The 25,970-nt window shown below is 55.6% G+C and carries 23 protein-coding genes; 9 read left to right on the forward strand and 14 right to left on the reverse strand.

Translation table 11 applies throughout. The features are described from left to right. Positions 1–59 precede the first annotated feature (59 nt). The 12 genes from OHL19_RS18550 to OHL19_RS18605 form a co-directional block, all read right to left on the reverse strand. Positions 60–953 carry a uracil-DNA glycosylase gene (locus OHL19_RS18550; RefSeq protein WP_263359320.1) on the reverse strand — a complete coding sequence of 298 codons (894 nt, stop codon included), beginning with the start codon at positions 951–953 and terminating at the stop codon, positions 60–62. Between the two features lie 31 nt (positions 954–984). After that, positions 985–2,283, reverse strand: a complete 1,299-nt coding sequence (gene coaBC, locus OHL19_RS18555) for a bifunctional phosphopantothenoylcysteine decarboxylase/phosphopantothenate--cysteine ligase CoaBC (protein ID WP_263359321.1) — start codon at positions 2,281–2,283, stop codon at positions 985–987. A 145-nt stretch (positions 2,284–2,428) separates the two neighbouring features. Then, complete coding sequence (locus tag OHL19_RS18560) at positions 2,429–4,171, reverse strand: peptide-N4-asparagine amidase (RefSeq protein WP_263359322.1); 1,743 nt, start codon at positions 4,169–4,171, stop codon at positions 2,429–2,431. A 291-nt stretch (positions 4,172–4,462) separates the two neighbouring features. Continuing rightward, on the reverse strand, positions 4,463–4,717 hold the full coding sequence (gene rpoZ / locus OHL19_RS18565; protein ID WP_263359323.1) for a DNA-directed RNA polymerase subunit omega: 255 nt from the start codon (positions 4,715–4,717) through the stop codon (positions 4,463–4,465). Next, entirely contained in the window at positions 4,695–5,447 is a 753-nt protein-coding gene (gene gmk / locus OHL19_RS18570) for a guanylate kinase (protein ID WP_263359324.1), read from the reverse strand. Before gmk ends, rpoZ begins: the two co-directional genes overlap by 23 nt. A 134-nt stretch (positions 5,448–5,581) precedes the next feature. Beyond that, positions 5,582–6,517, reverse strand: coding sequence for a YicC/YloC family endoribonuclease (locus OHL19_RS18575; protein WP_263359325.1), 936 nt, complete (start codon positions 6,515–6,517; stop codon positions 5,582–5,584). An 8-nt stretch (positions 6,518–6,525) separates the two neighbouring features. After that, complete coding sequence (locus OHL19_RS18580; RefSeq protein WP_263359326.1) at positions 6,526–8,388, reverse strand: ABC transporter ATP-binding protein; 1,863 nt, start codon at positions 8,386–8,388, stop codon at positions 6,526–6,528. A gap of 114 nt (positions 8,389–8,502) precedes the next feature. Beyond that, a complete protein-coding gene (locus tag OHL19_RS18585; RefSeq protein ID WP_263359327.1) occupies positions 8,503–8,898 on the reverse strand; it encodes a hypothetical protein in 396 nt (131 codons plus the stop codon). A gap of 85 nt (positions 8,899–8,983) precedes the next feature. After that, a complete protein-coding gene (gene rapZ / locus OHL19_RS18590) occupies positions 8,984–9,913 on the reverse strand; it encodes an RNase adapter RapZ (protein WP_396126809.1) in 930 nt (309 codons plus the stop codon). Between the two features lie 240 nt (positions 9,914–10,153). Then, complete coding sequence (locus OHL19_RS18595) at positions 10,154–10,792, reverse strand: HPF/RaiA family ribosome-associated protein (RefSeq protein ID WP_263359329.1); 639 nt, start codon at positions 10,790–10,792, stop codon at positions 10,154–10,156. Positions 10,793–10,950: 158 nt separating this feature from the next. Further along, positions 10,951–11,205, reverse strand: a complete 255-nt coding sequence (locus tag OHL19_RS18600; RefSeq protein ID WP_263359330.1) for a hypothetical protein — start codon at positions 11,203–11,205, stop codon at positions 10,951–10,953. Positions 11,206–11,228: 23 nt separating this feature from the next. After that, complete coding sequence (locus OHL19_RS18605) at positions 11,229–13,025, reverse strand: sodium:solute symporter family protein (RefSeq protein WP_263359529.1); 1,797 nt, start codon at positions 13,023–13,025, stop codon at positions 11,229–11,231. Between the two features lie 180 nt (positions 13,026–13,205). Between OHL19_RS18605 and mtnA the strand changes: the two genes are divergently transcribed. After that, positions 13,206–14,255, forward strand: coding sequence for an S-methyl-5-thioribose-1-phosphate isomerase (gene mtnA / locus OHL19_RS18610; protein ID WP_263359331.1), 1,050 nt, complete (start codon positions 13,206–13,208; stop codon positions 14,253–14,255). Between the two features lie 94 nt (positions 14,256–14,349). Here the strand turns inward: mtnA and OHL19_RS18615 are convergent, their stop codons facing one another. After that, positions 14,350–18,084 carry an MBG domain-containing protein gene (locus tag OHL19_RS18615; protein WP_263359332.1) on the reverse strand — a complete coding sequence of 1,245 codons (3,735 nt, stop codon included), beginning with the start codon at positions 18,082–18,084 and terminating at the stop codon, positions 14,350–14,352. A 252-nt stretch (positions 18,085–18,336) separates the two neighbouring features. Here OHL19_RS18615 and OHL19_RS18620 point away from each other — a divergent pair, with 252 nt between their 5' ends. From OHL19_RS18620 to OHL19_RS18630, 3 genes are all read left to right on the forward strand, one after another. Next, a complete protein-coding gene (locus OHL19_RS18620; RefSeq protein ID WP_263359333.1) occupies positions 18,337–18,546 on the forward strand; it encodes a permease in 210 nt (69 codons plus the stop codon). 80 nt (positions 18,547–18,626) lie between these two features. Continuing rightward, positions 18,627–19,040, forward strand: a complete 414-nt coding sequence (gene mscL, locus OHL19_RS18625) for a large conductance mechanosensitive channel protein MscL (RefSeq protein WP_263359334.1) — start codon at positions 18,627–18,629, stop codon at positions 19,038–19,040. A gap of 84 nt (positions 19,041–19,124) precedes the next feature. Beyond that, on the forward strand, positions 19,125–19,796 hold the full coding sequence (locus OHL19_RS18630) for a cytochrome P460 family protein (protein WP_263359335.1): 672 nt from the start codon (positions 19,125–19,127) through the stop codon (positions 19,794–19,796). 13 nt (positions 19,797–19,809) lie between these two features. Here OHL19_RS18630 and OHL19_RS18635 read toward each other — a convergent pair whose 3' ends face one another. Then, positions 19,810–20,445 (reverse strand): hypothetical protein, encoded by a 636-nt coding sequence (locus OHL19_RS18635; protein ID WP_263359336.1) that lies wholly within the window; start codon positions 20,443–20,445, stop codon positions 19,810–19,812. A 323-nt stretch (positions 20,446–20,768) separates the two neighbouring features. On the opposite strand from OHL19_RS18635, the gene OHL19_RS18640 reads away from it, so the two are divergent. The 5 genes from OHL19_RS18640 (at position 20,769) to OHL19_RS18660 (ending at position 25,949) form a co-directional block, all read left to right on the forward strand. Further along, positions 20,769–22,919 (forward strand): M28 family metallopeptidase, encoded by a 2,151-nt coding sequence (locus OHL19_RS18640; protein ID WP_263359337.1) that lies wholly within the window; start codon positions 20,769–20,771, stop codon positions 22,917–22,919. Between the two features lie 548 nt (positions 22,920–23,467). Continuing rightward, on the forward strand, positions 23,468–24,016 hold the full coding sequence (locus tag OHL19_RS18645; protein WP_263359338.1) for a cytochrome c maturation protein CcmE: 549 nt from the start codon (positions 23,468–23,470) through the stop codon (positions 24,014–24,016). A gap of 12 nt (positions 24,017–24,028) precedes the next feature. Beyond that, positions 24,029–24,730: a heme ABC exporter ATP-binding protein CcmA gene (gene ccmA, locus OHL19_RS18650; protein ID WP_263359339.1), complete on the forward strand. Its 702-nt coding sequence runs from the start codon at positions 24,029–24,031 to the stop codon at positions 24,728–24,730. Beyond that, the gene (gene ybaK, locus OHL19_RS18655) at positions 24,727–25,236 is read left to right on the forward strand and encodes a Cys-tRNA(Pro) deacylase (RefSeq protein ID WP_263359340.1); all 510 of its coding nucleotides are present in this window, start codon (positions 24,727–24,729) and stop codon (positions 25,234–25,236) included. Before ccmA ends, ybaK begins: the two co-directional genes overlap by 4 nt. Beyond that, positions 25,233–25,949 carry a heme exporter protein CcmB gene (locus OHL19_RS18660; RefSeq protein ID WP_263359341.1) on the forward strand — a complete coding sequence of 239 codons (717 nt, stop codon included), beginning with the start codon at positions 25,233–25,235 and terminating at the stop codon, positions 25,947–25,949. Before ybaK ends, OHL19_RS18660 begins: the two co-directional genes overlap by 4 nt. Positions 25,950–25,970: the final 21 nt, after the last annotated feature.

The following is a 25,970-nucleotide window of genomic DNA, read 5'->3' on the forward strand; positions in this document are numbered from 1 at the left end:
TCGGGCTTGTTCCCAGGCTTTTTGTTGCTGGACTATTTTTGTCTATTTGCGTGTTTCGTCTATTTGCGCGCAGGCGCGGTGAGCCCCAGCTCCCGCATGGCGATCTGGAGATCGGCCCAGGCGTGTTTTTTCTGGTTCGGATCGCGCAGTAAAAATGCCGGATGATAGGTCACGATCAGTTTTGTACCGCGTAGAGGATGGACCGTGCCGCGCCATGCTGAAAGCGGCTTTTTTTCGCCGGTGAGATAAGTCACAGCGGTCTGCCCCAGAGCCACGATTACCTGCGGCCTCACGACATCAATCTGTCTGAAGAGAAATGGTGAGCAGGTATGAGCCTCGTCCGGCTCGGGTGTGCGATTGGCAGGCGGCCTGCACTTCACCACGTTGGCGATGTAGACATCTTCGCGTTTGAGGCCCATGGCGTTGATCATGTTGTTCAACAGTTGCCCGCCGCGGCCTACGAAAGGCAGGCCTTGCGCGTCTTCATCCGCACCGGGGCCTTCGCCTACGAAGAACAGTTTGGCTTCGGGATGACCGTCGCCGAAGACGATCTTGTTGCGGCCCTTGGAGAGGTCGCAACGAGTGCAGTCGCCGATCTCTTCGCGAATGAGTTTCAACGCGGCAAAATGCTGCTCCGGAGGCAGGGCTGCGGCTTGAGGTGGGGGAGCGGGAAATGGTTTGCGGGGTGCGATGAGAGACTCCTCGATCTGGCTTGAAAATATAGCAGCATTGCGCACAGGCGGCGCGGCAGCGGCAGGAATCTCGCGGCGAACGGGTTCGGGCGGTGCAGCGACCCTGGCCTCTTCAAGCTGAGGCTCAGGCTCAGCTTGTGTCCAGGCAGCCTCGTCCACGGGACGGCGATAAAACTCGCCGATCCCCAGTTCGCGATAAAAGCGCAGGCGTTCGCTCAGTGCTTCGCGCATGGCTGGATCATTTGGAAAAGGAAGCGTCACAAAAACCTGCTGAGATGTGCGATTGAATCGCCTACTCGATCATAATCTGGCGGCGTGCTGCGGCTTGCGACTCCACACGATCCACCGTTTCGTTGGAGGCCAGCTCCACAAGCAATGACTGCGGCCTGCGCAATCCGACAACTTCGTCCAGGATACGATCGGCCAGCTTGCGTTTGGGCATCTCCGGCAGATCGATAGCCGTGGTTGCAGTCAGGAAAGTGGCTGCGTTCAGATCCGAATCAAAGCCTACGCCTTCGCGCGAAACATCGTTCATGACAATCGCGTCCACGCCTTTGCGCAGCAACTTGGCGCGACCGTTCTCGACACCGTTTTCGGTTTCGGCTGCAAAACCGACGATCAATTGCCCCGGCTTGCGCTGCCGTACTACTTCGGCGAGGATATCCTCGGTAGGCAGGAACTCGATGGTCAATGGGCCGGTTCGCTTCAGCTTCTGGTCGGCGACGATGCTGGGGCGGTAATCGGCTACGGCTGCCGATTTGATGACCAGCGTGGCTTCCGGCATGCGGCTCAACACGGCAGCGCGCATCTCGTCTGCGGTGGTGACTTTCACCAGTTCGCAATGGGCCGGGGGATACAGCGCCGACGGACCGCTGATCAGGATCACCTTTGCTCCGCGGCTCTGCGCGGCTTCGGCGAGAGAATAACCCATTTTGCCGCTCGAACGATTGCCCAGGAAGCGCACCGGATCCAGTGCCTCGCGTGTGCCGCCAGCGGTAATCAGGACTGTTTCGCCCGCGAGATCATGGCTGCGGCCCAGCGCGCCAAGGACTGCGTTGGCAATAAATTCCGGCTCGGCCATGCGGCCAGGACCGACCATTCCGCAGGCGAGATGGCCGGACCCGGGCTCGATTACACGAACGCCGCGCTGCCGCAGAATTTCCAGATTGGCCTGGGTGGCAGGATGCTCCCACATATTGACATTCATCGCCGGGGCAACCAGGACCGGGGCCGCCGTGGCGAGATACATGGTGGTTAAAAAATCGTCGGCCATGCCATGTGCGAACTTTGCCAGGGTGTGTGCCGTCGCAGGCGCGACAACAAGCGCATCCGCCCATTGGGCCTCGGCAATATGCTCGATGCTGGATTCAAACCCGCCGTCGCCGCTTCCGCCCGCTTCCGCCGACTGGGGCCAGAGACTGGTGATGACTTTATGCCCGGTCAGCGCGGCAAAAGTGAGCGGCTGCACGAACTTCTGCGCCGCATCGGTCATGACCACGCGGACATCCAGAGCCTGCCGTTGCAACTCACGCACCAGTTCAGCGGCCTTGTACGCCGCGATGCCGCCCGATACGCCAACCATGACTTTCATAACACGATTGTAACGCGGATGGAGATATCAGATCTTGCAGCGGCACGTCTGCGAAAAGATAACGCCGCCTGAGAATTCCAGGCGGCGTTGCATTGCTTCCAGTACCGCGAAACGAATCGCGATCATTTGCAGAAGAGTCAAACGGTTAGAACTTGCTGTAAAGGTACGAGCACACCGCGCCAGTTTTATCGCTCGTAAGGGCCAGATTTTTGGAGGTAAGCGCACGGCTGGAGCAGTATCCCGTGGAGTTGCCGGTAACGTAATTCTGCGTGCTGTTTGCCGAGCGGCCGGTGAAATTGCCGTTGGCGTCATAGTGCATATCATCCTGTGAGATCACTTCATTCATAGTCGCGTTCAGGAAGGGAGTTGCGTGACGGCCGTGGTCATCCCAGGGAGTTGCTCCGATGAACCAGTCCTGTTGATTTGAGGCATTGTGGACGGTGAGGGTACCGTCGGCATTCACGGTTTCATCGTAGTTAAAGGTGAAGGGATAATAGATCGTGCTGGCTACGACGGTCTTTGCTCCGTCAGCCACGGTCGTTGTTGTGACCAATCCTTCTGTGGATTGCGTCAGGTCTTGTTTGTAGGCTGAATCGTTGATGACAAAGTTCTGGCTGTTGGAGAAGTTGAGATTTCCAGCCACGGTTGTGATTACCGTTCCATGCGATGTTAGAGTCTTGCCGACAATCGAAAAGTTTCGTTTGGAAGCGACCGTGACATAGCCGGTAATATTGCCGCTTGCATCGGTGAGTATCTTATTCGTTATCGTCGGTGTTGGCGTGGCTGCCAGCGTGTTGGAGATAACTTCTCCAGTTACCTGCCTTGAATCCCTATCGGTATAAACAAGCAGGGTTGCAGTCGCGGCGAAGTAACTATCCGCATTGAAAACGCTGATCGCTACAGTATGCGGCTTGCCATTGGAAAGCACTCCGGCAAAGGGTGTGAGGTCAACGCGGAATGGTTTGAAATTGAGCGTCTGCACGCCGGGAATCGGCTCCCACAGCGCAGGATCTATTCCACCGGTGAAGATCCACGGATAGACTGGCGCGACGCCTGCGGGAACTCCATCGATACTGATCTCCGTCTCACGGAAGCCAGTGCCGCCGCAGCTTTGTAACTCGGCGGCCAGGGCATCGGGTACGCATAGATACCAGAACTCATCGTTTGACTGGCTCTGCGCGATTACATCCAGATAGGCCTTTTCCACATTCCTGGGGAGAGTTACAGCCTGAGTTAGCTGGCTTGCCGTTGTGTTCAGCGTAGCGGCGCCGCCGTTGCCGGGAAGGCCAATTACCACGTCTGGAACAGCGGGAACGCTTTCGCCACGTTCTGGAGGATAAAACTCCAATTGGGCATCACCATAAATGATGCCGGTGTAATCGGAGCCGCCCGACTCGCCAATGAAGTTACCCAGGATAGCTGTTCCAGCCTGCGAGTTATGAAGCAGCGCACTTAGATCGGTAACATCCCGCTCGACATGCCAGGAGGGGCTAAGTGCCGCGCGTGGCTCTGGCGTTGTGCCAAAGAAGATATTCGCACCACCCAGATAAAACTGGGCTGACCTGTCGAATTGCAGCCCTGCGGTTACGGTGAAATCCGCTTTGAAGATAACCTTTGCCCACGGCCCCTCGCAGCCCTTGGGCGGAGTGTAGGTATAGTTCTTGGTGTTGTAATCGGCAAACTCCAGGTTGGTAAATAGAGTTACCGCGCAGGGCGTGGTTTTTGGATGAGAAACGGGCGGATCGGCGGTAACAGTGTTACTGCTGCCGATAACTGGCGGATCGGGCGCAATAACAACCTGGGCATGTGTGGCCGATGGGAGAACAGCGGCGCAGACTGCTAACGCCAGCGTGGCATAAAATCTGGAATTCCATACGATGAGTGTCATTTTCGTTTCCTTTGGCTACCGGGTGAGATAGGAGAAAACCGATTCCGGTTTTCACGGAAAACAAGGCAAAAGACTCTCGACGCAACACGAACGAAGCTGGCAACGAACGCAGTTAAAGGGCACCGAAAAATGCAGTGAGAACAGAGGCGGGAGTTGAGGCGAATTGGTTGAGTTAAAGGGCTGATTGGAACGCAATCGTATCTGCTCCGTACGCAGGCACCCACGGCTATCCGGCAGCCCAGGATGGGGAATCCTGAGCTGGCCTGGAATTATTACCGCGCAATCATACAGCTAGATGGCAAGAATGGGAATGCCGGGATCTTCGAGTGTGGGTTTTTCCGGAGGAGGGCCGGTATGCACGTAGGCAATTTTGCCCGCCATGATCTCTTCCTGCGCGAGACGGCAGGCTTTGTTTGAATTGCTGCGGATCAGCGGGCTGGCGCCACTCTGAATCTGGCGTGCGCGACGTGCGGCTACCAGGACTTTACGGTAGTTGGAGTCAAACTTGGTCTCAATCGATAGTTCATTCGTTGGTTCCATGGTCATCTGTGGTCTCCAAAAGGCTGTACTGCTGTGAATGCGGGCCGGGAAGTATTCCAAACGACTCAAGCACTGGCTGTAGCCGCTCCCGCGAATTTGCTTCGCGGCAGCCTTCTGCAATCTCAAATTCCCGTTTTGTGCGCTGGTCTATCGGCCTGCCTTCCTGCCGTATTCGCTCCACCACCACAACTGCTTCCAGTTGCGCGACAGCACGCTCCAGTACATCGTTAACCAGAATATAACGATACTGACTATAATTCTCAATTTCCTTTTTGGCCTCGTTCAGACGCCGCTGCAAAACGGCCTCGTCTACATAGCCTTCGGCGCGGCTCCGGTTGCGCAATCGTGTCCGTAAGACCTTTGGATTGGGCGGCATAACGAAGATAGTCACGGCTTCCGGCACGCGCTGGCGCACCTGGACGGCACCCTGAACATCGATGTCCAGTAACAAGTCCCGCCCGCCCGATTTAGCCTCATCGAGCGAGCGCCGCGCCGTGCCGTAGTAGTTACCGAAGACTTCGGCGTACTCCAGAAACTCGCCCGCGTCGCGCATTCGCTCAAATTCATCGCGTGTGGTGAAGTGATATTCGCGCCCGGTCTGCTCGGAGCCACGGGGCTGCCTGGTGGTCCAGGAGATAGAAAAATCAATGCCGCCGACCTGGGAACGGAGCGCGTTCACCAGCGTACTTTTGCCCGACCCGGAGGGCGCCGAAATGATAAATAAAATGCCTGCCACAATCCCCTTTTTCTTTCCTGGTACGTCCTGCTTTATTACTGTTCTTTTATTGCTTTTCTTTATTGCGGTTCCATGATTCCCAGGACGATCCGTAAGATGATTCCTAAGACAATCCTTAAGCCCGGTTCCCTGCCCTATTCCAGGTTCATGATCTGCTCGCGGGCTTTTTCAATCTCGGCTTTCATGGCCAGGCCCAGCTCTGTGATCTGCGTACCTTTGCCCGCTACGCCTGCCGTCTTCGAGAGCAGTGTATTGGCTTCGCGATTCATCTCCTGCAGCAGAAAATCAAGCTTCTTGCCGGTTTCGCCGCCTGTTGCCAGTACATCGCGGAAGTGCTGAATATGCGTATGCATACGCGCAATCTCTTCGGAGACATCGCTGCGCTCTACCAGGAGCGCGACTTCCTCCAGCAGACGCTGACGATTGATTTCAGTGCCGATGGCGGCTTCGAGCTTTTGAGTCAGGCGCTCGTTATGCCGCGCCTCAACCTCCGGACGCAGATCGGCTACGCCGTTGACTGCTCGCGAAAGCCGGTCCAGCGTGTCGGTTAATACAACTGCGAGGGCAGAACCCTCCCGATGCCGCATGGCCTTGAGCGAAGCGATGAGCGCATCCACATGCTGTAGAACGCTTGCCGTCAGAGCGGCTGCGTCTTCGTCCACCGAACGCGACTCGATTTGCAGCACTCCCGGCATGCGCAGGATGACGTTGAGATCAGGCTGGCCTTGTAACTCAAACTCCAATGCTGCCGCCTGAAAAGCTTCAACATACGCATCGACAAGCTCGCGATTGTATCCGCCTCGTTGCTGTGCGGTGCGATCTACGGAGAGCGCCAGTTCAACATGGCCGCGCAGCAGACTTGCCTTGAGAATGCGGCGCAGTTCCATCTCCAGCAAATCAAGGCCGGAGGGCAAACGCAATTGCAGATCAAGGAAGCGATGGTTCACGCTCTTCAGCGTCAGGGTGTAATTGAGTTGCTCGTTTACCTGCACGGCGACGCGCGCGAAGCCGGTCATCGACGATACAGAAGAAGCAACGGGGGCAATGGCCGTGGGGAACTCAGATGACATAGATGAGTTTATTGACCTGTCTCCATAGTAATTGCAGCTTCAGGCAGTAAAACTTCAGACCCGCTCATAAATTGCAGGCTGTGCAAACGCTGATAGGTGGGTGAAGTGGTCAGCAACTCTTCATGCGGACCGATTGCCGTGATACGTCCATCTTCAAGCACCACGATTCGATTGGCGCGCCGTATGGTTGACAGGCGGTGCGCAATCACCATCACAGTTCGTCCCTGCATCAGGTTGCTGAGAGCAATCTGCACCAAGGATTCGCTCTCTGCATCGAGCGCGGATGTTGCTTCGTCCAGAATAAGGATCGGCGCGTTCTTGAGGATCGCACGGGCGATAGCAATTCGTTGCCGCTCGCCACCTGAAAGACGAAATCCCTTTTCGCCGATGACCGTGTCGTAACCCTGCGGCATGCGCAGGATGAAGTCGTGTGCAAGGGCATTGCGAGCAGCCTCTTCGACTAACTTCATCGCGGTATCCGGCTGGCCGTATGCGATGTTGTTGCGCACTGTGTCGTTGAAGAGAATTGTCTCTTGCGTGACCTGCGCGATCTGCTTACGCAGTGAATCCAGAGTAAGCGTGCGCACATCGTGACCATCAACCAGGATGCGTCCGCTGCTCACGTCATAAAAGCGTGGAATAAGATTAACCAGCGTGGATTTACCTGCGCCGCTGGGGCCGACGAGAGCCAGCATTTCTCCGGCGCGAACTTCAAGATCGACATTGTGAAGGATCTGATGTTCGCCTTCCTCTGTCGAATACGAGAAGCACACATTCTCGAATGCGATCTTGTCGTGGAAGCGCTTGAGGGAATGCGCCAGCACCTTTTCACGCACATCATGCTCAACATCGAGAAAGTTGAAGATCGAAACCGAGGCGCCCATCGCCTGCTGAAAACTGTTATAGAAAAACGCGAACTTGCGGACAGGATCGTACAGCTTGAAGAGCGCAATGATGAAGACGACAAAAGTCCCCATATCCATGCGCCCGGCCTTGATTTCCTGGCGGCCGATGTAGAGCAGCAGGGCGATGGCAATCGACCCGATCACGTCCATCAGTGGAGAGCTGATCGACTGCACGCGCACGCTGTGCAGGTTGGCGCGGAAGAGTCTGCGCGCTGCCTTCTTGAAGCGCAGAATCTCCCATATCTCCGTGCTGAAAGCTTTGACGATGCGGTTACCGGTGATGGTTTCGTGCAGGATGTTTTGAATCTCGGCGACGCGATCCTGACCGGTACGCGTTCTTGTGCGGACAGATCGGCCGATCTTGCGCGCCGACGTAATCACCACCGGCACGAATAGCAGGAGAGCCCAGCTCAGACGACCGCCCAGCGCAATGACCGCGGCCATCGTAAACAGAAAGGTAAATATCTGTTGCAGAAATTCGCCGAGAACTGCGCTGACCGCCGTCTGCACCCGCTCTACGTCATTGATCAGCGTCGAAAGAATCGTGCCGGTGGCGTGCTTGTGGAAGAAGCTCGCCGAGCTCTTCATGATGGTTTCGTAGAGGTGATTGCGTAGATCGGTGATCATGCCGTAGCCGGCGTAGTTCACCATGTATGTGCCTACGTAATCGCAGATGCCCTTGAGCAATGTGGACGCAATCAGGGCAAAGGTCACGACCGCCCATGCATTGTGAAAATGCGGCGGCACAAAATGCATCAAATCAAATTGATAGGGCTTGGGGAGATTGGGAATCAGGGGAATGGTTTGCGTCGGTGTGCCGGGGTTCAGCACCGTTTTGAGCACTGGCCCGAGAATCAGCAGCCGGACCGCCTCTAACAGGCCCACTGCGGCCAGCAGCACAATGCCTAGAAATGCCTGAAACCAATACGGAGCCACGTACCTTGTGAGGCGAAAGAACCGCTTCATGCCGCACAACCTTCTCCGGATACGGATCCGGCCAGAAGAGGCTGTGGCGTTTGGTTCGACTGCATTTATGTATTGTATCCGGCAAAGCGGATCGCTTCCCGGACTCCCGGAAATCTAGCTGGCTTCTCGTGGCGCGGTTACGAGGGCCATCAGGGTTCCGCAAGTTACGCCGATGGCGTCCACGAGAATGTCCTTCCACTCCAGAACTGAGTGGTAGATAGCATGCTCGGCAAATTCAATTCCGAAGCCAAAGATCAGGGCTGCTGCAAAAAGAAGCAGGCGTGCGCGGGTGGATCGAGCAAGTCTTGCCAGGGGGAAAGCGACAATACCAAAGGCGATCAGATGTCCCCAGGAATGGAACCTGCCGCGGGTGTGCAAAACCTCTTTGCCATCGCCGGGTAGAAAGGAAACGACTGCAATGCCCGTAACAACGAGGCAGGCAAGGACGATGGAGATTGTTCGTTCTCTGCGCGATCTACGGGCAAGAACGGATTGTTTCGAGACACTCACTGATTCATACTAACTTCTGCCGGTGTCCAGAACTCGGTCTTAATGAATCAGTGCTCTCAACATATGCGGTAATTCTGTTTGCAAATTATCGCGGCATATCCCGATGCACGGCCTTGATGCGATAACCGGCCTTCTCCAGCCGCTTGCCCATCTCTTCGGCCATCATTACCGAGCGATGCTGGCCGCCGGTGCAGCCAAAGGCCACGGTCAGATAGCTCTTGCCTTCCTTGATATAGTGCGGCAGCAGGAAGAGCATCATCCCCGTTACTCGCTCAAGAAACTCCGTTGTCTGCGGAAAATCGCGCACGTATTTCGCTACCTTGGGATCTTGTCCCGTCAGCTTACGAAACTCCGGAACGAAGTGCGGATTGGGTAGAAAACGCACATCGAAGACCAGATCGGCATCCAGAGGGACACCGTTTTTGAAGCCAAAGCTCAGGCACGAAACCAGCAACTGGCTGCCGGGTGAGACCGATCCATCCTGGGGACCGAACTTGGCCTGCACATGCGCACGCAACTCATGGACGTTGAAGCCCGAGGTGTCGATGATGAAATCCGCCACATTGCGCACCGCGTCCAGCAATTGCCGTTCGGAGGTGATGGAACGCGCGACCATCTCCGATCGGCTGAGCGGATGCGGCCTACGAGTCTCGGAGTAGCGGCGCACCAGTACGGCATCCGTAGCATCGAGAAAAATAACGCTCGTACGCAGCGTCTTTTTTACCTTGAGCAGAATGACAGGCAATTGATCGAGCGTTGGTCCTTCCCGTACATCCACCACAATCGCTGCGCGGTTCATCTCAGGAGAATCATGCACCAGCACGGCAAAATCAGGCAGCAGTTCGAGAGGCAGGTTGTCGACCGCGTAATAGCCCAGATCTTCAAAAGCCTTGAGTGCCGAGGCTTTGCCCGCACCTGAGATCCCGGTCACGATGACCAGTTCTTTTGAACTGGGCAGGACAACGGCGCTCTTCCGTGGTCGCGATGCTTTCTTAGCGACGGCTTTGGACTGCAATTTGATTTGGGATTTGCCTTTCTCATTCGACTGAGAATTCGGCTTATGGTTTGTGCCTTTGGAGGAACGCGACATGGCCCAATGCTAAACCTCCGCAGCTAAAATTTCGACGCTACTTTTGTACCATCTCTCGTTGGGCTTTAAGCATGCGGTACGGGGAGCCGATATCGGCTCCCCGTCTTGATGATTCCTTTATAGAAACCGCAGTGAAACCCGGCATCGAAGATCATGGAACGAAGATTATGGAACTTCGACCAACTCCATTTTTCCATCGCGGCGGCGGTGCAGTACGAACAGGTCTCCGGTTGCGCTGCGGAAGATCAGCAGATCCCGATCGCGAAACTCGGCCTCTTTCACAGCTTCCTCAATCGTCATGGGCCGAATCGCCAAGGCTTCGGCGGCGCTCAGGATATGCGGCTCGACAACTGCGGGTTTGCCTGGAAACGAATGTACAGTAATCGCGGCCTTGGTCTTCTTGCCCGGTGGGCGAACGATGGGAGGTTTCTCTACTTCTGCGGCGATCTCAACCCCGGGCCGCCCCGTCTTGCGAGGTCCGCGCGTCTCTGCCGTGGGAGCGACTTTGGGCAGTCGTTTGCTCGCACGCAGTTTATCTCGGAAGCGGTGCGCCTGGTGCTCTGCATGGGCCAGGGCATCGCGCAGCGCGATCTCCTGGCTGGGGGATTCGCCCTTGGAAACAATGCTGTGTTGTTTGCTTTGCAGTGAGATTTCTACGATCTGCAAGTGGCGTTCCGCTTTGAAGATAAGCGCTGCCGAAGTGACCTTGCCCAGCGAAATCGCGATGCGCTCGATACCTTCGACCGCGTTCGACTTCAGTGTTTTGGAGATTTTTACCTGTCTGGCAGTGAACTCTACGTCCATCTTCCCTCCAAACCTCCCTCGGCTCCCTATCTAACTGCGAAAGGTGAGCCCGAGGAGATGTAGTCAGGAGAGAATAAACCCATCAGGCCATCTTCGTCCGTGTCGAAATCAACGACAGCGTCGCGCAGCCCGATCTATTTCGATTTTGAGCCGCAAAATTAGTGGCCTCGGCGAACAGTTCCCTCAGGGGCAGGCTTCTGCGGCTGTCGCAGAGCAGCTTTTTGACCGCGCCGTCCCAGCAGAAACATGGTGAAGCCAAAAATCAGCAGAACAATGCCCCAATCGAGATTGGCATTGATTCCCAGGGACCTCGTATAGATCACGCTGCCCTGAGTGGCGAAGCCAAAAACGGTGAGGATCACGCCCACCAGCGTAAACATGAGCCCCATCGGAATACGCAAATCAAGATTCATTCCAGAGTCCTCTCGTCCGCGGATTAGCGGAAAATAATGTTCAGGCCAACGACCATGACCAGCAGAACTATCGCCAGCGCCTCAGGACGCTTCCACCACGGCAGATGTCCCATCTCAGGTTTGGGCGTAAGCGAATGCACCAGTCCGACCAGTTCCGACTCGGGCCTGGGTTTACCGAAAAGGCTCACGATGATGGTCACAATAAAGTTCGTGGAGAAGGCCCAGATCGCTGTCCAGAAATTTTGCGCCATATCGCTGGGATAGTGATGGATGACCGCGATCCAGCCGCCGTGCAGACCAGGATGCGCCTCGATTGGCAGCGACAAACCGTGATGGATGATCGCTGCCGTTGTGCCGGAGATCAGTCCGATAAACGCTCCGTTGCCGGTTGCGCGCTTCCAGAACATGCCCAGCAGGAAGGTCGCGAACAGTGGCGCATTCACAAAGGAAAACACCAACTGCAGGGTATCCATGATGTTGTTGAAGCCGGTCGCCGCGTAGGCTGTTGCCATGGAGAGCAATATGCCTCCGACGGTTGCCCAGCGACCCATCGCAAGGTAGTGGCTATCACTTGCGCCCTTCTTGATATACGACTGGTAGAGATCGTAAGTCCACACGGTATTGAAAGCCGTAACGTTGCCTGCCATGCCGCTCATAAAGCTGGCCAGGAGCGCCGTGAGCCCCAGCCCCAGAATGCCGGTGGGGAAATAGTGCAGCAGCATCGAAGGGATCGCCAGATCGTAATCCAGCAGCGGCTTGCCACTGGCGTCGAGTACGATCTTGCCCGTAAGCGGATCGGTCTTTGCCGGCACCAATCCCTGCCCCTTCATCGCGGCCTCGCTTGGAAACTCCGTGCTGCGCATGATCGCGCCATTCGGGCCCACATGCGTCGTTGTTACCGGCTTCGGCGTGGTTGCGGCAATCGCCAGCAGGCCGGGCAGGATAACGAGGAACGGGAAGAACATCTTGGGAATCGCGGCGATCAGCGGCACACGGCGCGCATTCTCCTCGGAATCCGTTGCCATCGCTGTCTGGATCACGAGGAAGTCTGTGCACCAGTAACCGAAGGACAACACAAATCCCAGACCCATCGCGAGGCCGAACCATTCGACGCCGAGCGGGTTGGTGTTGGCATGCTGCATGCCCTGCCACGAATGCAGATACGCCGGGCTAGGCAGCGAAGCCTTCAGGCCGTTCCATCCGCCGACATTTTTGAGGCCGATCAGTACCAGCGGTAAAAAGCCCGCGATGATCAGGAAGAATTGCAGCACTTCGTTGTAGATCGCGCTCGTCAGGCCGCCGAGGAAGATGTAGCCCAGAACGATGATCGCCGAAAGCAGAATCGAAAAGTGGAAGATGTAGCCAAGCGGCAGGCCTGCGGACAGGAAAAGATAATCAAAAACATGCAACGTCTGGATCAGGCGTGCCATGGCATACATCGAAATACCGGACGAAAACACCGTCATCACGGCAAACGAACAGGCATTGAGCGCGCGTGTCTTTTCGTCAAAACGGAGCCGTAAAAACTCCGGCACCGACCGCGCCTTGGATCCGTAGTAGAACGGCATCATGAAAATGCCGACAAAAATCATCGCCGGGATGGCGCCAATCCAATAAAAATGGCTGGTCGCAATGCCATACTTGGCGCCCGAAGCGCCCATGCCGATAACTTCCTGCGCGCCAAGGTTGGCGCTGATAAACGCCAGGCCGCAAATCCATGCCGGAAGCGCGCGGCCAGCCTGGAAGAAGTCCTTGCTGGTCTTCATGTAGCGCTTGAGGGCAAAGCCGATCCCCAGCACAAACACGAAGTACAGCAACATGATAAGCCAGTCAACAGAAGTCAGATTCGTATGGGTCAAGGCAGGCGAACTCCAGGCGTCGCAAAATGATACGCCGAAGTTCACTCTACTTATGCTGTGGGTCAGTCGTCCAGTCCAAAATGAAAACATTTCCAATTGTTCCGTTTCGGACCCTCTTTCGAAGCGGTTAAACTGGAAGAGATGATACTTACTCTTGAATGGACCCCCGAAGGCGTCCGGTTTATTGACCAGACCAAGCTTCCACTGGAAGAAAGCTACGTTCTTGCTACCAGCTACCAGCAGGTCGCGGACGTAATTGTGACTATGGTAGTTCGCGGAGCACCCGCGATCGGCGTCTCCGCTGCCATGGGTATCGCCCTTGGCGCGAAACAGACCAAGGCCTCCACAACTGAGGAGTTCGCGCCTGAATTTGAGCAGATCTGCAATCTTCTCGCGGGAACGCGCCCTACTGCAGTCAATCTGTTCTGGGCGATCGACCGCATGAAGGTGCTATTCAGCAAACTGCAGGCCCGCGAAGCCACACTTGCTGAGGTTCAGGAAGCGCTGCTCGCCGATGCGCTCGCTATGTACGACGAAGACATCGCCGCCTGCAAACAGATGGGTGCCTACGGCGCCGATCTCATGCCCGACGAAGGCACCGTGCTCACGCACTGCAATGCCGGAGCCCTGGCCACCTGTGGTTACGGTACAGCTCTTGGCGTGATTCGCGGCGCAGTCGAGCGCGGCAAGCGCATTCATGTTTTTGCCGACGAGACGCGCCCTTTTCTGCAAGGCGCACGTCTTACCGCCTGGGAACTGATGGCTGACGGAATCGAAACAACTGTTCTTTGCGACAATATGGCCGCAAGCCTTATGCGCCAGGGGCAAATCCAGGCTGTTGTTGTAGGAGCAGATCGCATCGCAGCCAATGGAGATGTCGCCAACAAGATTGGCACCTACGGCGTTGCGGTGCTCGCCAAGGAGCACGGCATTCCGTTCTACGTCGCCGCTCCGTGGTCCACGATCGACCGTGCGACGCTGACGGGCGACGCAATTCCAATCGAAGAGCGCGCTGCCATTGAAGTAACCCACCACGGCGGCAAACAGCTTACACCGAACGGTGTCGGTATCCGCAACCCCGCCTTTGATGTAACTCCGGCCAAGTATGTTACGGCGATCATCACGGAACGCGGCATTCTTAAAGCACCTTACTCCGAGTCGCTTCAGGCAATGGAACTGATAGCACAGTAACCAGGATAGTCAGCAGGGCGCGACGGATAACATCCTCCATCGCGTCCTGCTGGAGCTAGCCCCGCTGAAGTTATAGATATAGAAACTTCCACACCTACAAATCTCCCGGCGCAGAGACTACTTTCGGCATCTCAATCTTCTGCTTCATGGATACGATATTTACAGGCAGCGACAGCCTGGCTGGCATAACCGTGACCACTCCTGTTGTGCATTGAAAGCTGTAATTCGCCGCCTTGAGTGTGCCCACGCTCGCGATGAGCTTGTAGGATCCAACTGTAGATTTGCCGATGACGGATGTCTGCAATACAGGTTTTCCCGTCACAACACCTGCTGTATCGCCGTTAAGCAGCCCGCTGAACTGATACGTAAATACCGGCAGCGAACTACCATAAGTCATCGATACAGACTGAGGAACAACCGTTAGAGTGGCCTTGTTCACTGTAACGACTCCCGCCTTCATTTTGAAGGAGTAGATCGCACTGGCCAGCGTTCCCAATTCTGCCGTCACCGCATAGCTGCCAACGTTCGCCCTGGCGGGTGCCATGATCGCAAAAGCCGGTTTACCAGACACTGTGCTCGCTGTATCTCCATTCATAAAGCCGGTGAGATCGTATTGAAATAACGGAACCTTGCCGCCATAAGTCATCGAGGCAGCACGAGGCGAAATCGTCAACACCGCCTTGGCAATCACGGCTTGTGCCGTTCCCCATTGAAAGCTGTAGTTTGACGAAACCATCGTTCCGGCCTGTGCGGTGATACGGTAACTTCCGGGCTTTGATTTCGAACTCGCCGATGAGGTCAGGACTGGAGCACCACGGAATGCTTTGGCTGCCGTATCTCCACTTACAAGGCCTGCGACCTGATAGGTGAGCTTCGGCATACTTGCTCCATACGAAGCAGTTACAGCATCGGGTGTAATTGTAAGTGGAGCCTTGCCTATCGCGAGCGTACCCGATACGAACCTGAAACTATAGTTCGCCGAAACAAGGTTCCCCTGCGCGGGTGTTATCGCGTAGCTCCCGACCGTTGAATTTGCGTTTGCTGTCGATGTCATCGCAGGTGTTCCCTTGAAAGCTGTCATCGCGTTATCGCCGTTGACAAATCCTGAGGTTGTATAACTAAAAGAAGTAGGAATCGTTCCGTACACAGCGCTTATATTGGTGGCTTTAATCGTAAGTACGGCGGCAGTGACCAGGAAGCTCTGCGTCACGGGAGAAGCAGCAGTGGTGGATGAGTTGCCCACCTGAAGCGCCTCGATGACAACCGTGCCAACACCGCTTACCGTTAACGTCGTGCCGCTTTTCGCAAGAACCGCGGAGCCACTTATGACCTTGTAACTTACAGCCAATCCGGACGAAGACGTGGCAGATAATAAGACCGGCCCGGAGCCATAGATTACATTGCTGATTGCTGGAAAAGTGATCGTCTGATTGGTTTTTCCAAGAGCGGTTCCTTGCATCGGAATCGACTCTACAACGTCATTTTCCGCGCCTGTGTTGATCGCGAATGTGGCGGCTTCCTGAAGTGGAGTTCCCGCTGCCTGTGGGGCAAAATCAATTGATAAATTGCAAAATCCCCCTACGGAAATATTACTTTCATCGGCACACAGATTGCTGGCGGAAGCGGCCTCTGGAAAATCTTTGGCGTAGCTGATCGAACTGATCGCAAACGATTCGTTACCCCTGTTACCAATCCGCATCCCCTGCGCGCTATCTGCGCTTACTGAGCCGAGATAGGTGTTTGCAAAATTCATTTGCGCAGGCGTGGATAAGTCAAATTTTATAACTTGGTTATTTCCTGTATCCGCTACATATACATTTCCGTCTCTATCCAGAGCGAGGCCGGTCGGTCCATTCAGGCCTGTGGCCACGGTCACTTGCGGACCATAGGCATTTCCATTCCAGGGCAGCATTACGAGCTGATTGCCGTTTGTATCCAGCACGTAAAGATTCAAGTTGCCATCAACGGCGATCGCCGTGGGAAGAACCACTCTACTGAGAGTTATAGGCACCTGCAGAAGATAACTCGTCCCACTTTTCGGCAGCTTTACCAGCGCTTTCAGATAAGGATTTGTGATGTATACATCGCCTTGAATATCCACGGCAATACCGGTTGGAAATTTGAATGATCCATTCACCAAAGTACCCTTGGCAAAACCGCTGCCAGTCCATGCTTCGTAGTCGAGACGGCTGTCGAGCGTATCCGTGATGTACACATTGCCATGAGAATCGGCAGCGACATTCGATGGTCCGTACATGCCGGTTCCAAGTTTGATGGCAGTTCCATAGCCACTCCCCATCCAGGGCAATCGAACTACCTTGTCATTTCCATTTGAAACAACATACAGGTTATTCGCAGCATCGACCATGAGGCCCATCGGACTGTTCAGCCTGTCGATAGGGAGAGTTATCTGTGCTCCAAAGCCAGTGCTGCTCCAGGGCAGTTCAACTACGCGATTGTTGCCGGTGTCTGCAATAAAAACATTGCCATTGCCATCAATAGCCACACCGGATGGACCGCTCAAACCCGAGCCCAGAAACGTCCGCGTAGCAGGGAGAAATGCGATCTTCGGCTGCAATCCCATGCCGGCAAAGTAAGCGGCAGCCAGTATATTTCCTTCGGGGTCGTAGATCACCAGGGCACCCATGCGCGCGCCCGAGTCGCTCGGTGTAAAGGCAACATTGATTCCACATGCAGTAAGTGCGGCATAACTCTGTGCTAAGCATGAACTTGATCCTGCATCGGTAAAATCATGCCCGATCATGCCGTTCGTATAGATACTTACTGAGCCTATAACTGTTCCTGCTGCGATATTGAAGTTATAAGTCTGAACAGCGGCTGAAACCCCCACCGGCGTCGATGGAAAATTCACACTCGTCGTCAGCACCTGCCACGTCTGATTGCTGGCCGTTTCCTCAACATAGACTTTGCCGCTTCCGTCCACAATTACGCCGGATGGAGAAGCAAATACGCTGGCCACGGACACCTGCCCGTTAAAGCGAGTCTGGCCTGCTGCCCATATCTCTTCCACAACGCGATTGTTACCGGTATCCGTGACGTAGACGTTGCCCCCGGGATCTACAGCGATTGCAGCAGGGGCGAGTAATTGTTTGCCTAAAATCTGCTGCGTCGTGTACCTGGTTGCGGACCATGTCTCCTTCAACGCGCGGTTGTTTCCTGTATCCGCGATATACAGATTCAGCCCGGCATCGACGGCAACGCCGCGTGGATTACTTAAACCGGCGATGAGTACGGCAGGTGCGCCATAACTATTACCCAGGCGCGGCAGAATCACGATGCGATTGTTCCCGGCATCGGCCACATATACGTTGTCGGCAGCGTCTACAGCAATGCCGCTCGGAGTATTCAGACTCCTGGCGATAACTACGGCGGGGCCAAAGCCTGTGGATGTTACGGGCAACATGAGAATGCGATTATTACCCGTGTCCGATACATACACGTTGCCGCTCCAGTCAACGGCTACACCGGTCGGGCTTTCGAGTCCGCTGAGGATCGTTACCGGCGCTCCGAGTCCGCTACTGGAAGCCGCGAGGTACACCACGCGGTTGTTGCCTGTATCCGCAATGAACAGGTTGCCTTTGCCATCGGTGGCCAGCGCGGTTGGCGAGGCCAATCCCTGGTGCGCGACGCTGATTTGCGTCCCGGCAAATGTAACCTGCGCTTCTCCCTGTGCAGGCCAGAGCAACAAAAAAGCGGCAGGAATTGCCACTCCACGCAATACCAACAGCCTAGTCTTACCGATGGTCTTACCAAGGAAAAGCCAGCGACTAAGCATGGTCAGTAGAGCCTCGCATTCAAGTGATTTCAAATCCATTCATCGACGAGCGATCTGGATTTCTTGAATGAAAACCCGCTTTGGCACACTTATAATCGGGTAGATTTTCTGCTTACTTAGTTTTGCCTATAACGGGAAAGACCAGGCCTTATTAAAAACCAGGTCTTATTCTTTTGCCGTAGAGTGAATGCAGTGCTGCAGCGATCTCCAATCTTCCGGCTCAAACAACGATCCCTGGCCCGTGGCACTATCCTGGCCCTCGCGTGCTTCGCCATCAGTTTTCGCATGTCCAGTTTCCCGGATGTGCAGCCCTGCCTCTGGCTGATTCTTCCCTTCCTGGTAGTCTGCGGCGCTACATGGGACACGGCCCGGTGCCTGCAAAAACGCTGGAACTTTTATCACGGCGCGGTTCTGTTGCTGCTGTACGTCGATCTGATGATCCTGCTGATGATCGTGTTTTTCCTGCTGGCTCCCTACTCCAACGTTCTGCTGTAGTGCAATGTGAGTCTTCCCTTCGCCACATCCACGTTGTAGGATGGGCGAGTCGGGCATCCTGACCACGAAAGAGGGCCTTCATGCTGAAAGGTTTCAGGGACTTTATTCTTCGCGGGAACGTTGTTGATCTCGCAGTGGCTGTCATCCTTGGCGCCGCGTTTAACGCCATCGTCGGTTCGCTGGTTGCGAATATTCTCAACCCCCTGCTAGCAGCCCTCGTCGGTAAACCGGACTTCAGCTATCTGATCCTCGAGGTGCATGGCGGCAAAGTTCAATACGGACTCTTTCTCAATGCAGTCATTAACTTCCTGCTGGTCGCCAGCGCGGTTTATTTCGGCGTAGTTCTGCCGATCAACAAGTTCACCGCACGACTCCAGGCGCTTAAGGGACCTGCACCCGTCGCTGCTCCCACCACCAAGGCCTGCCCGGAATGCCTCAGCGAGATACCGCTGGCCGCCAGGCGCTGCTCCCACTGCGGCCAGCCTGTCGCCTGATTTCGGTCGTTTGTTTCAACGTAAATGGGCCTACGGAACTTGGTACGCATAACTCGCGTACACCAGGATGTCTGGAGGTCCAGTTTGCCTAATTCACGCGCCGGAATTCTCACCTTTGGCGGCCTTGCACTCGGCTGTCTCTTTGCCTGGGGTGTCTTCTGCTTTTCGTCGAACCCCTCTTCTGTCTCCGCCGCGGTCAATGAAATCTCCCCGCCAGCCTACTCCCTTGTCTACGACAAGGATGGCGATCTCGCCCCGCCGATGCAGTACCGCCAGTGGGTCTATCTCACCAGCGGTCTGGACATGAGCTACACGCCGAAAGCTGACAGCAGCATGTCGATGTTCGACAACGTCTTTGTAAATCCAGAGGCGTGGAACAGTTTTCAGACGACCGGCACCTGGCCCGACAAGACGGTGCTGGTGCTAGAGGTCCGCGGGGCTCAATCGAAGGGCTCCATCAATAAGAGCGGCCATTTCCAGAGTGGAGATCTCATGGGAATGGAGATTCACGTGAAAGACGAATCCCGTTTTCCCGGCAAGTGGGCTTTCTTCGATGTCGCCAGCCCGACAAAGGCTACGCTCATTCCCGAGAAAGCGTCCTGCTATACCTGCCATAAGGACCACGCAGCCGTAGACACAACATTCGTTCAGTTCTACCCGACACTACTGCCCATCGCGCAGAAAAAGGCCACGCTAAGCGCCCCCTATCGGAAAGAAGTTTCTCCCGAGACACCCAATAAGGCAGACGCCAAATAGCGGCGTCTATAACCTAGTGCGCGAACCGCAACACGGATGAGTCAACGCTCTGCAGCAGAATGTACAGGTAGCAGGCCGCACTCAACAAGGGTGGAAGCCACAAGGCTGCATGCTTCCGCACCAGATAATTGATTACCTTCATGTTAGGCGTCTTGTGGGGTGGAAAAGCCTTGCGATCATGCCGCGAGGCTTTTCGCGCCGCATCGAGGCTGAGTTCCGTCTTGAGGAGCGCAAAATTGGCCGTGTTGTGAAAGCGAAGTAATCCACGCAGCAGATGATCGGTGTCAATCCAGTATTCGCGGTCATAATCTGCCTCAAGCAGAGCGCAGGCAATCGCTTTTCTGGCCACGTGATCCAGATCCGGATGACCATCGTGATTCGGCGCAACCTGGGAAGGCGATGCAGGCAGTCCGGAGAGCCAGCGCAGGTAAAACGCATTGTCTTTCAGATGCCCAATCCGCACCGCGCGCGAATTTTCCTCCACACTGATGCCAGAGAGGAGATCCGCGACAGTAACTGTCATCTCCCGACGACGTTGCGCCTCATGACGAGCAAAATACAATGCCCGACGAGCCTCTTCGGTGTAGCGCTGCACAACGATCTCGGCTGTGTTGTTTGCCGATGTTTTCCCCGGTCCGATGAGTCCCATTTGCCCCGTCTCCTTCAGCTCTCTACTAGTCTTGCGTATATAAAAGTAGGTCGATCGATGGACGTTAACAATCACACGATAGCGCTGTCAACTTCCACCTATGGGTCACAGAAACGAAGAACCAAATCGGGTAGAAGTTCAGTCAGTTTCCCAATCTGGATCGCATCTGCAATTCACAAAATGGCGGCGATAGAGCAACGGGCGGCGGCAATGCGAATCTATCATTAACCGAAATTCGTCCATTAGAACCAGCGAGAGATTGCCTGTTGTAATCTGATTCTTCAATATTGTTTGCAATATCTAGCGATTGAGGAATCCCATACATGCATCTGCGCTCAACAGCTATACCGGTTTTATTTACTGTTTCGATGGCCTTCATCGCAGCGCCGCTCGGTGCGCAAACTTCTGCCCAGCCTCTGCCGGCCGCACCTGCGCATATTTTCGGCTATACCGACTTCACCGCGCAGGCTAAAATCGACGCGGATTTCCTCGCTGTTCCCGATGCCAGACTTGCCGGACAGCATCTCAAGACGCTCACCGCCGAGCCGCACATCGCCAGTTCCAAAGAGGACTATAAGACTGCCGAGTACGTCGCCGCCAGGTTCAAAGAAGCTGGTCTTGAAACCGAGATTGTGCCCTATCGCGTGTTGTTGAATCAGCCGCGAAAAGTCAGCTTTGAGGCCAGGTCAGACGATGGCAAACTGCTCTCCAGCGGACCCACGAGAGAGCATGTCAGCAACGATCCGTTTCAGGATGACCCTCGCGTGGTGATGCCTTTCAATGGCTCATCCGGTTCAGGAGATGTGACTGGAGAGGTCGTCTACGCCAACTACGGACGTCTCGAAGACTTCGATAAACTGGCCGAGCAGCACATCGATCTCCACGGCAAAATCGTCCTGGTTCGATATGGAGTGAACTTTCGCGGGGTGAAGGTCTACATCGCGGAGCAGCGCGGTGCCAAAGGCGTCCTCATCTATTCCGACCCGATGGACGATGGCTACTTCAAGGGCGACATGTACCCCAATGGACCCTGGCGTCCAGAGACAGGCGTGCAGCGCGGGAGCGTTCAGTATCTGTTCAAATATCCTGGCGATCCGCAGACCCCGGGCGTTGCCTCCACGGTCTCTCTGCCAGACTCGGCGCGGCTTGACCCACTCAAGACCGGCAACCAGCCCAGCATCATTTCCGTGCCGATCAGCTACCACGACGCCGCGCCTATTCTTGAAGCACTCAAAGGCCCCAGCGTTCCCGCAGGATGGCAGGGAGCGTTGAGCTTTCACTACCATCTTGGCGGAACTGGAGTGAGCATCCACCTGGTTTCTGACCAGGACTATAAAGTCCGCACCATCTGGGATGTGATCGGCAAAATTCCGGGTACGGATAACTCCGACGACTGGGTCGTTGCCGGGAATCACCGCGATGCATGGGTTTATGGAGCCGTCGATCCGAACAGCGGCACTGCGTCCATGCTGGAAGCAGTTCACGGCCTCGGCGTTCTGCTCAAGCAGGGTTGGAAGCCGAAACGCACCATCGTTATCGGTAGCTGGGATGCGGAAGAAGAAGGCCTCATTGGTTCGACGGAGTGGGTCGAGGAGCATGCCAAAGTTCTCGAACACGCCGTCGCTTACTTCAATGTGGACGTAGCTGTCGCCGGGCCGGATTTTGGTGCGGAAGCCGTGCCGTCGCTCAAGCAGTTCATTCGCGAAATCACCCACGAAGTTCCCAGCCCCAAAGGCGGCACGGTATACGACCAATGGAAACTTGAATCAGGCCATCAGCCAGGCGATGTCAACACAGGGCACGTTACCCGCTCCCACGCACCGGCTGAAGATGTCCGCGTCGGCGATCTAGGCTCCGGCTCGGATTACACACCGTTCCTGCAGCATGTCGGTGTTCCTTCGACGGATATCGGTTCGCATGGCGATTACGGCGTCTACCATTCGGTCTTCGACAACTACGCCTGGTATGTCCAGAATGCCGATCCCACCTTTGTCTATCTCCAGGAGATGGCTCGCATTCAAGGCCTTGAGATTCTTCACATGGCTGACGCCGACGTGCTGCCATACGACTACGTCACTTACGGCAAAGAAATCGTCTCCTATCTTCAGTCGGTGGAGCACATTCCCGGGGCAACGCTTGATTTTGCCGCCGCCGAAGCCGCTGCTGCCGGTTTCGTGCAAGCAGCTGAAGCTGTTCGCACGCGCCAATCGGCTCCGGGAATCGATGCGACCCAGCTCAATCGCCAATTACGCGCGACCGAGGCGGCCTTTATATCGGAGGCTGGTCTGCCCAACCGAAGCTGGTACAAACACACCATCTACGCTCCCGGTGAATACACCGGTTACGCGGCTGTCGTTATTCCCGGTGTAACCGAATCGATTGAAGCCAAAAGGCTTACAGTCGCCAGCCAGCAACTGGAAATCCTTACGCAGGCTTTGAATCGAGCTACACAAACGCTGAATACGCAGCAATAACAGCCTCGGTCGAGGGAGAGGATTTTTCCATACTTTCCCTCGCCGTGTCATCAAAAATATTTTTTCGAAATTGTTAATTTTTATCTGGACTATTTGTTTTTTTAGGCTCAAAGTAACCTTACTAAAGAGCTCCATGTAAGCAGTTTGCTATTACCAACGGGGGTACCCTGTGGATCAAGCTGCCTGGTGGAGCTGCCAGAGAGAACGTTCATGCATGATTTGTTAATCGCTGTGGTTTTCGTTGCAACAGTCGCATCCCCTGCCTTGATCGCGTACTCGCCTAAAAACCCGGCGCGACCTCGCGATAAACAATAACATTCCGCCTCGTCGCCCTGACTGCACGGTTGGACGATGGGAAGAGATCCCTCCCCCAGGACGGATCGGCATTTTCCGGATCGATACATATCGATCCGGAAAATGCCTTAAAGCACAGACTCAACCTTCCGGTCGGTTGACCCCGCCCACCACGCCTCGTAGAGTAGAAGATGTTCCCCGCTTCACGCGCTGAGATGAACAAGCAGCCAGAAGCACAGGAAAATGGGGTCAAAATGAAGCTATCTGGTCAATCTCTCCGCATCGGAATTGCTGCCGTAATCGTGCTCGGCACTATCGGCTACCTAGCCTACACGGGTACAGCCGCCAACAAGAGCTACTACGTCACCGTCCCGGAAATGCAGAATATGGGCGAAAAAGCCTACCAGTCGCACCTGCGCGTCGAGGGCTACGTCAAGCCGGAGACCATCCAGCGCAGCGGCCCCAACGTCCGGTTCACCCTCACCGAGTTTGAAAGCCACAATCCCAAGGCCACGCCCAATGCGCGGGCGATCACGGTCAGCTATCAGGGATCTGAGCCGCCACCGGATACCTTCAAAGGGGATGCCCAGGCGTTGGCTATCGGAACCTGGGGCCATGATGGCGTCTTTCACGCCACGCAGCTTCAGGCCAAATGTGCATCGAAATATGCTCCCGCTGGACCGAATCAGCAGCCCGGTCAGACACCAGCGACACCGATGAGCAGCCCATCTCCCAGCACCGGTCGCGCCTCCGTCGATTCCGCGCCGCTATCGACGGCCGTAGCTTCTGTTACTGGCCGGTAGGCCAAAAATCGCATGAGTGAGGCCGCCGAAGCCGCGCAATCCCCAGCCTCTGACTTGCAATCGGACGTGCTTGCCCGCATCGATTCCGTATCGCGCCTCTTCGGCAGCTTTGCGGCGCTTCGTCAAATCTCGCTCAATCTCGCTCCTGGCCGCTGCTATGTTCTGCTCGGCGAAAACGGCGCGGGCAAATCGACCCTGCTGCGCATCCTCGCCGGATTGCTGCTGCCGACGCAGGGCTCCGTCAAACTCTTCGGAGATCTCGCACCGCACGACGCTCGCGACCGTATCGGTTATATGAGCCACGCTCCAATGCTCTATGACGAACTCACCGGTCTGGAAAACCTGAAATATTTTCGCAATCTCTACCAGACCCGCGACTGCCTTACGCCTGAAGGAGCGCTCCGTGAGGTCAATCTCGACCCTGCACTGCCGCGAACCGTGGGCCAGTACTCGCAAGGAATGCGCCAGCGGGCCTCGCTAGCGCGTGTCCTGATCTCACAACCGGAATTGCTGCTGCTCGACGAGCCCTTTTCCAACATGGATGTCGAAAGCGCGCACCAGATGGTCAGCCTGCTTGCGCGGTTCCGCAACAGCAATCGCACTATCGTCCTCACGACACACCAGCGCGAATTAGCTCTCCCCATCGCAGACCATATTCTGACGCTGAAGGCTGGGCGCGTTCACTCCTTCGAGCATGGTAGCCCCAGCTTATGAAGACAAACGGAGCACGCTTCCTCGATAGCCTCGGCATCCACTACTCCTTGCGCGAGTACGAAGTCGACCCCGAAGATCTGACGGCAATCACCGTCGCGAAAAAGATCGACATGCCCGTGGAACAGGTCTTCAAAACTCTGCTGACGACAGACGGTGCTGGCGGCTACTTCTTCGCAGTGATTCCCGGAGACGCCGAGGTGGATTTCAAAAAGCTGGCTCGCGCCGCGGAAGTTCGCAAAATCGAGATGGTTTCGCTTAAAGAAGTGCAGCCGCTTACCGGCTACATTCGTGGCGGAGTCACCGTCTTCGGCGCGAAAAAAACCTACCCGGCATTTGTCGATGAGACAGTGGAGCTCTTCGATGAAATCAGCGTCTCCGCAGGCGTGCGCGGCACGCAGTTGATCCTCAACCCTGCCGATTACATTCGCGCAGCAGAGGCCACCCTTGCCGACCTGACCAAAGACGTACAGAGGGACACGAAACCCGGTGAGGTAGCACAGGCATGAGCGTGGCAACCATCCCCTCAACAGGCACCAAAGCAAGCTGGACCCGCCTGGTTCTGACGCATTTGAAAAAAGACCTGCGCATCGAGTGGCGTTCTCGCGAAGCCATCAATTCGATGCTCTTCTTTTCGCTGCTGGTAGTCGTGCTTTTCAGCATGGCATTCGATCCGAGTGCCGACACATCCCGCGAAATCGCAGGCGGCGTTCTCTGCGTGGCTACGCTTTTTGCCAGCGTCTCGGCACTCAATCAGGCCTGGGCTCGCGAGATGCGCCACCAGGTACTCGACGCACTGCGCATGACGCCCTCGAATGGAGCAGCGCTCTTCCTCGCCAAGGTACTCGCCAACTTCTTTTTCGTCTCGCTCGTTCAGGTGGTTCTGGGACCGATATTTTTTATCATGTACAACCTCCACCCTCTTGGCGATGCATGGCTATTGGCCCTGGTGATACCACTGGGAACATGGGCACTCGTGGCCAACGGAACTTTTTTTGCAGCGCTTTCCATTCGCAGCCGCAATCGCGAACTGCTGCTGCCGCTGATTCTCTTCCCTATCTTTCTGCCCGCGCTGCTGGCGATGGTTCTCTCGACCAAGACCATTCTCACCGGCGACGACAGCGATCCGACGCTTCTCTGGATCAAGCTGCTGGGCGGCTACGACATCATCTTCACAACGGTGAGTCTGCTGCTTTTTGATACCGTACTGCAGGCCGAATAGTTCGTGCGGCCGCAGCGCTAA

The organism is Acidicapsa ligni (genome assembly GCF_025685655.1).
In the GTDB taxonomy this organism is placed as follows: Bacteria; Acidobacteriota; Terriglobia; order Terriglobales; family Acidobacteriaceae; genus Acidicapsa; species Acidicapsa ligni.

Coding starts and splice junctions, on each gene's coding strand:
- OHL19_RS18660 (WP_263359341.1), top strand. CDS start 25,233: ATGAGCGTGGCAACCATCCCCTCAACAGGCACCAAAGCAAGCTGGACC.
- OHL19_RS18635 (WP_263359336.1), bottom strand. CDS start 20,445: ATGGGACTCATCGGACCGGGGAAAACATCGGCAAACAACACAGCCGAG.
- OHL19_RS18645 (WP_263359338.1), top strand. CDS start 23,468: ATGAAGCTATCTGGTCAATCTCTCCGCATCGGAATTGCTGCCGTAATC.
- rpoZ (WP_263359323.1), bottom strand. CDS start 4,717: ATGACCATGGAACCAACGAATGAACTATCGATTGAGACCAAGTTTGAC.
- OHL19_RS18620 (WP_263359333.1), top strand. CDS start 18,337: ATGTCCAGTTTCCCGGATGTGCAGCCCTGCCTCTGGCTGATTCTTCCC.
- ccmA (WP_263359339.1), top strand. CDS start 24,029: ATGAGTGAGGCCGCCGAAGCCGCGCAATCCCCAGCCTCTGACTTGCAA.
- OHL19_RS18575 (WP_263359325.1), bottom strand. CDS start 6,517: ATGTCATCTGAGTTCCCCACGGCCATTGCCCCCGTTGCTTCTTCTGTA.
- coaBC (WP_263359321.1), bottom strand. CDS start 2,283: ATGAAAGTCATGGTTGGCGTATCGGGCGGCATCGCGGCGTACAAGGCC.
- ybaK (WP_263359340.1), top strand. CDS start 24,727: ATGAAGACAAACGGAGCACGCTTCCTCGATAGCCTCGGCATCCACTAC.
- OHL19_RS18605 (WP_263359529.1), bottom strand. CDS start 13,025: ATGTTGCTGTACTTCGTGTTTGTGCTGGGGATCGGCTTTGCCCTCAAG.
- mscL (WP_263359334.1), top strand. CDS start 18,627: ATGCTGAAAGGTTTCAGGGACTTTATTCTTCGCGGGAACGTTGTTGAT.
- OHL19_RS18595 (WP_263359329.1), bottom strand. CDS start 10,792: ATGGACGTAGAGTTCACTGCCAGACAGGTAAAAATCTCCAAAACACTG.
- OHL19_RS18580 (WP_263359326.1), bottom strand. CDS start 8,388: ATGAAGCGGTTCTTTCGCCTCACAAGGTACGTGGCTCCGTATTGGTTT.
- mtnA (WP_263359331.1), top strand. CDS start 13,206: ATGATACTTACTCTTGAATGGACCCCCGAAGGCGTCCGGTTTATTGAC.
- OHL19_RS18640 (WP_263359337.1), top strand. CDS start 20,769: ATGCATCTGCGCTCAACAGCTATACCGGTTTTATTTACTGTTTCGATG.
- OHL19_RS18560 (WP_263359322.1), bottom strand. CDS start 4,171: ATGACACTCATCGTATGGAATTCCAGATTTTATGCCACGCTGGCGTTA.
- OHL19_RS18600 (WP_263359330.1), bottom strand. CDS start 11,205: ATGAATCTTGATTTGCGTATTCCGATGGGGCTCATGTTTACGCTGGTG.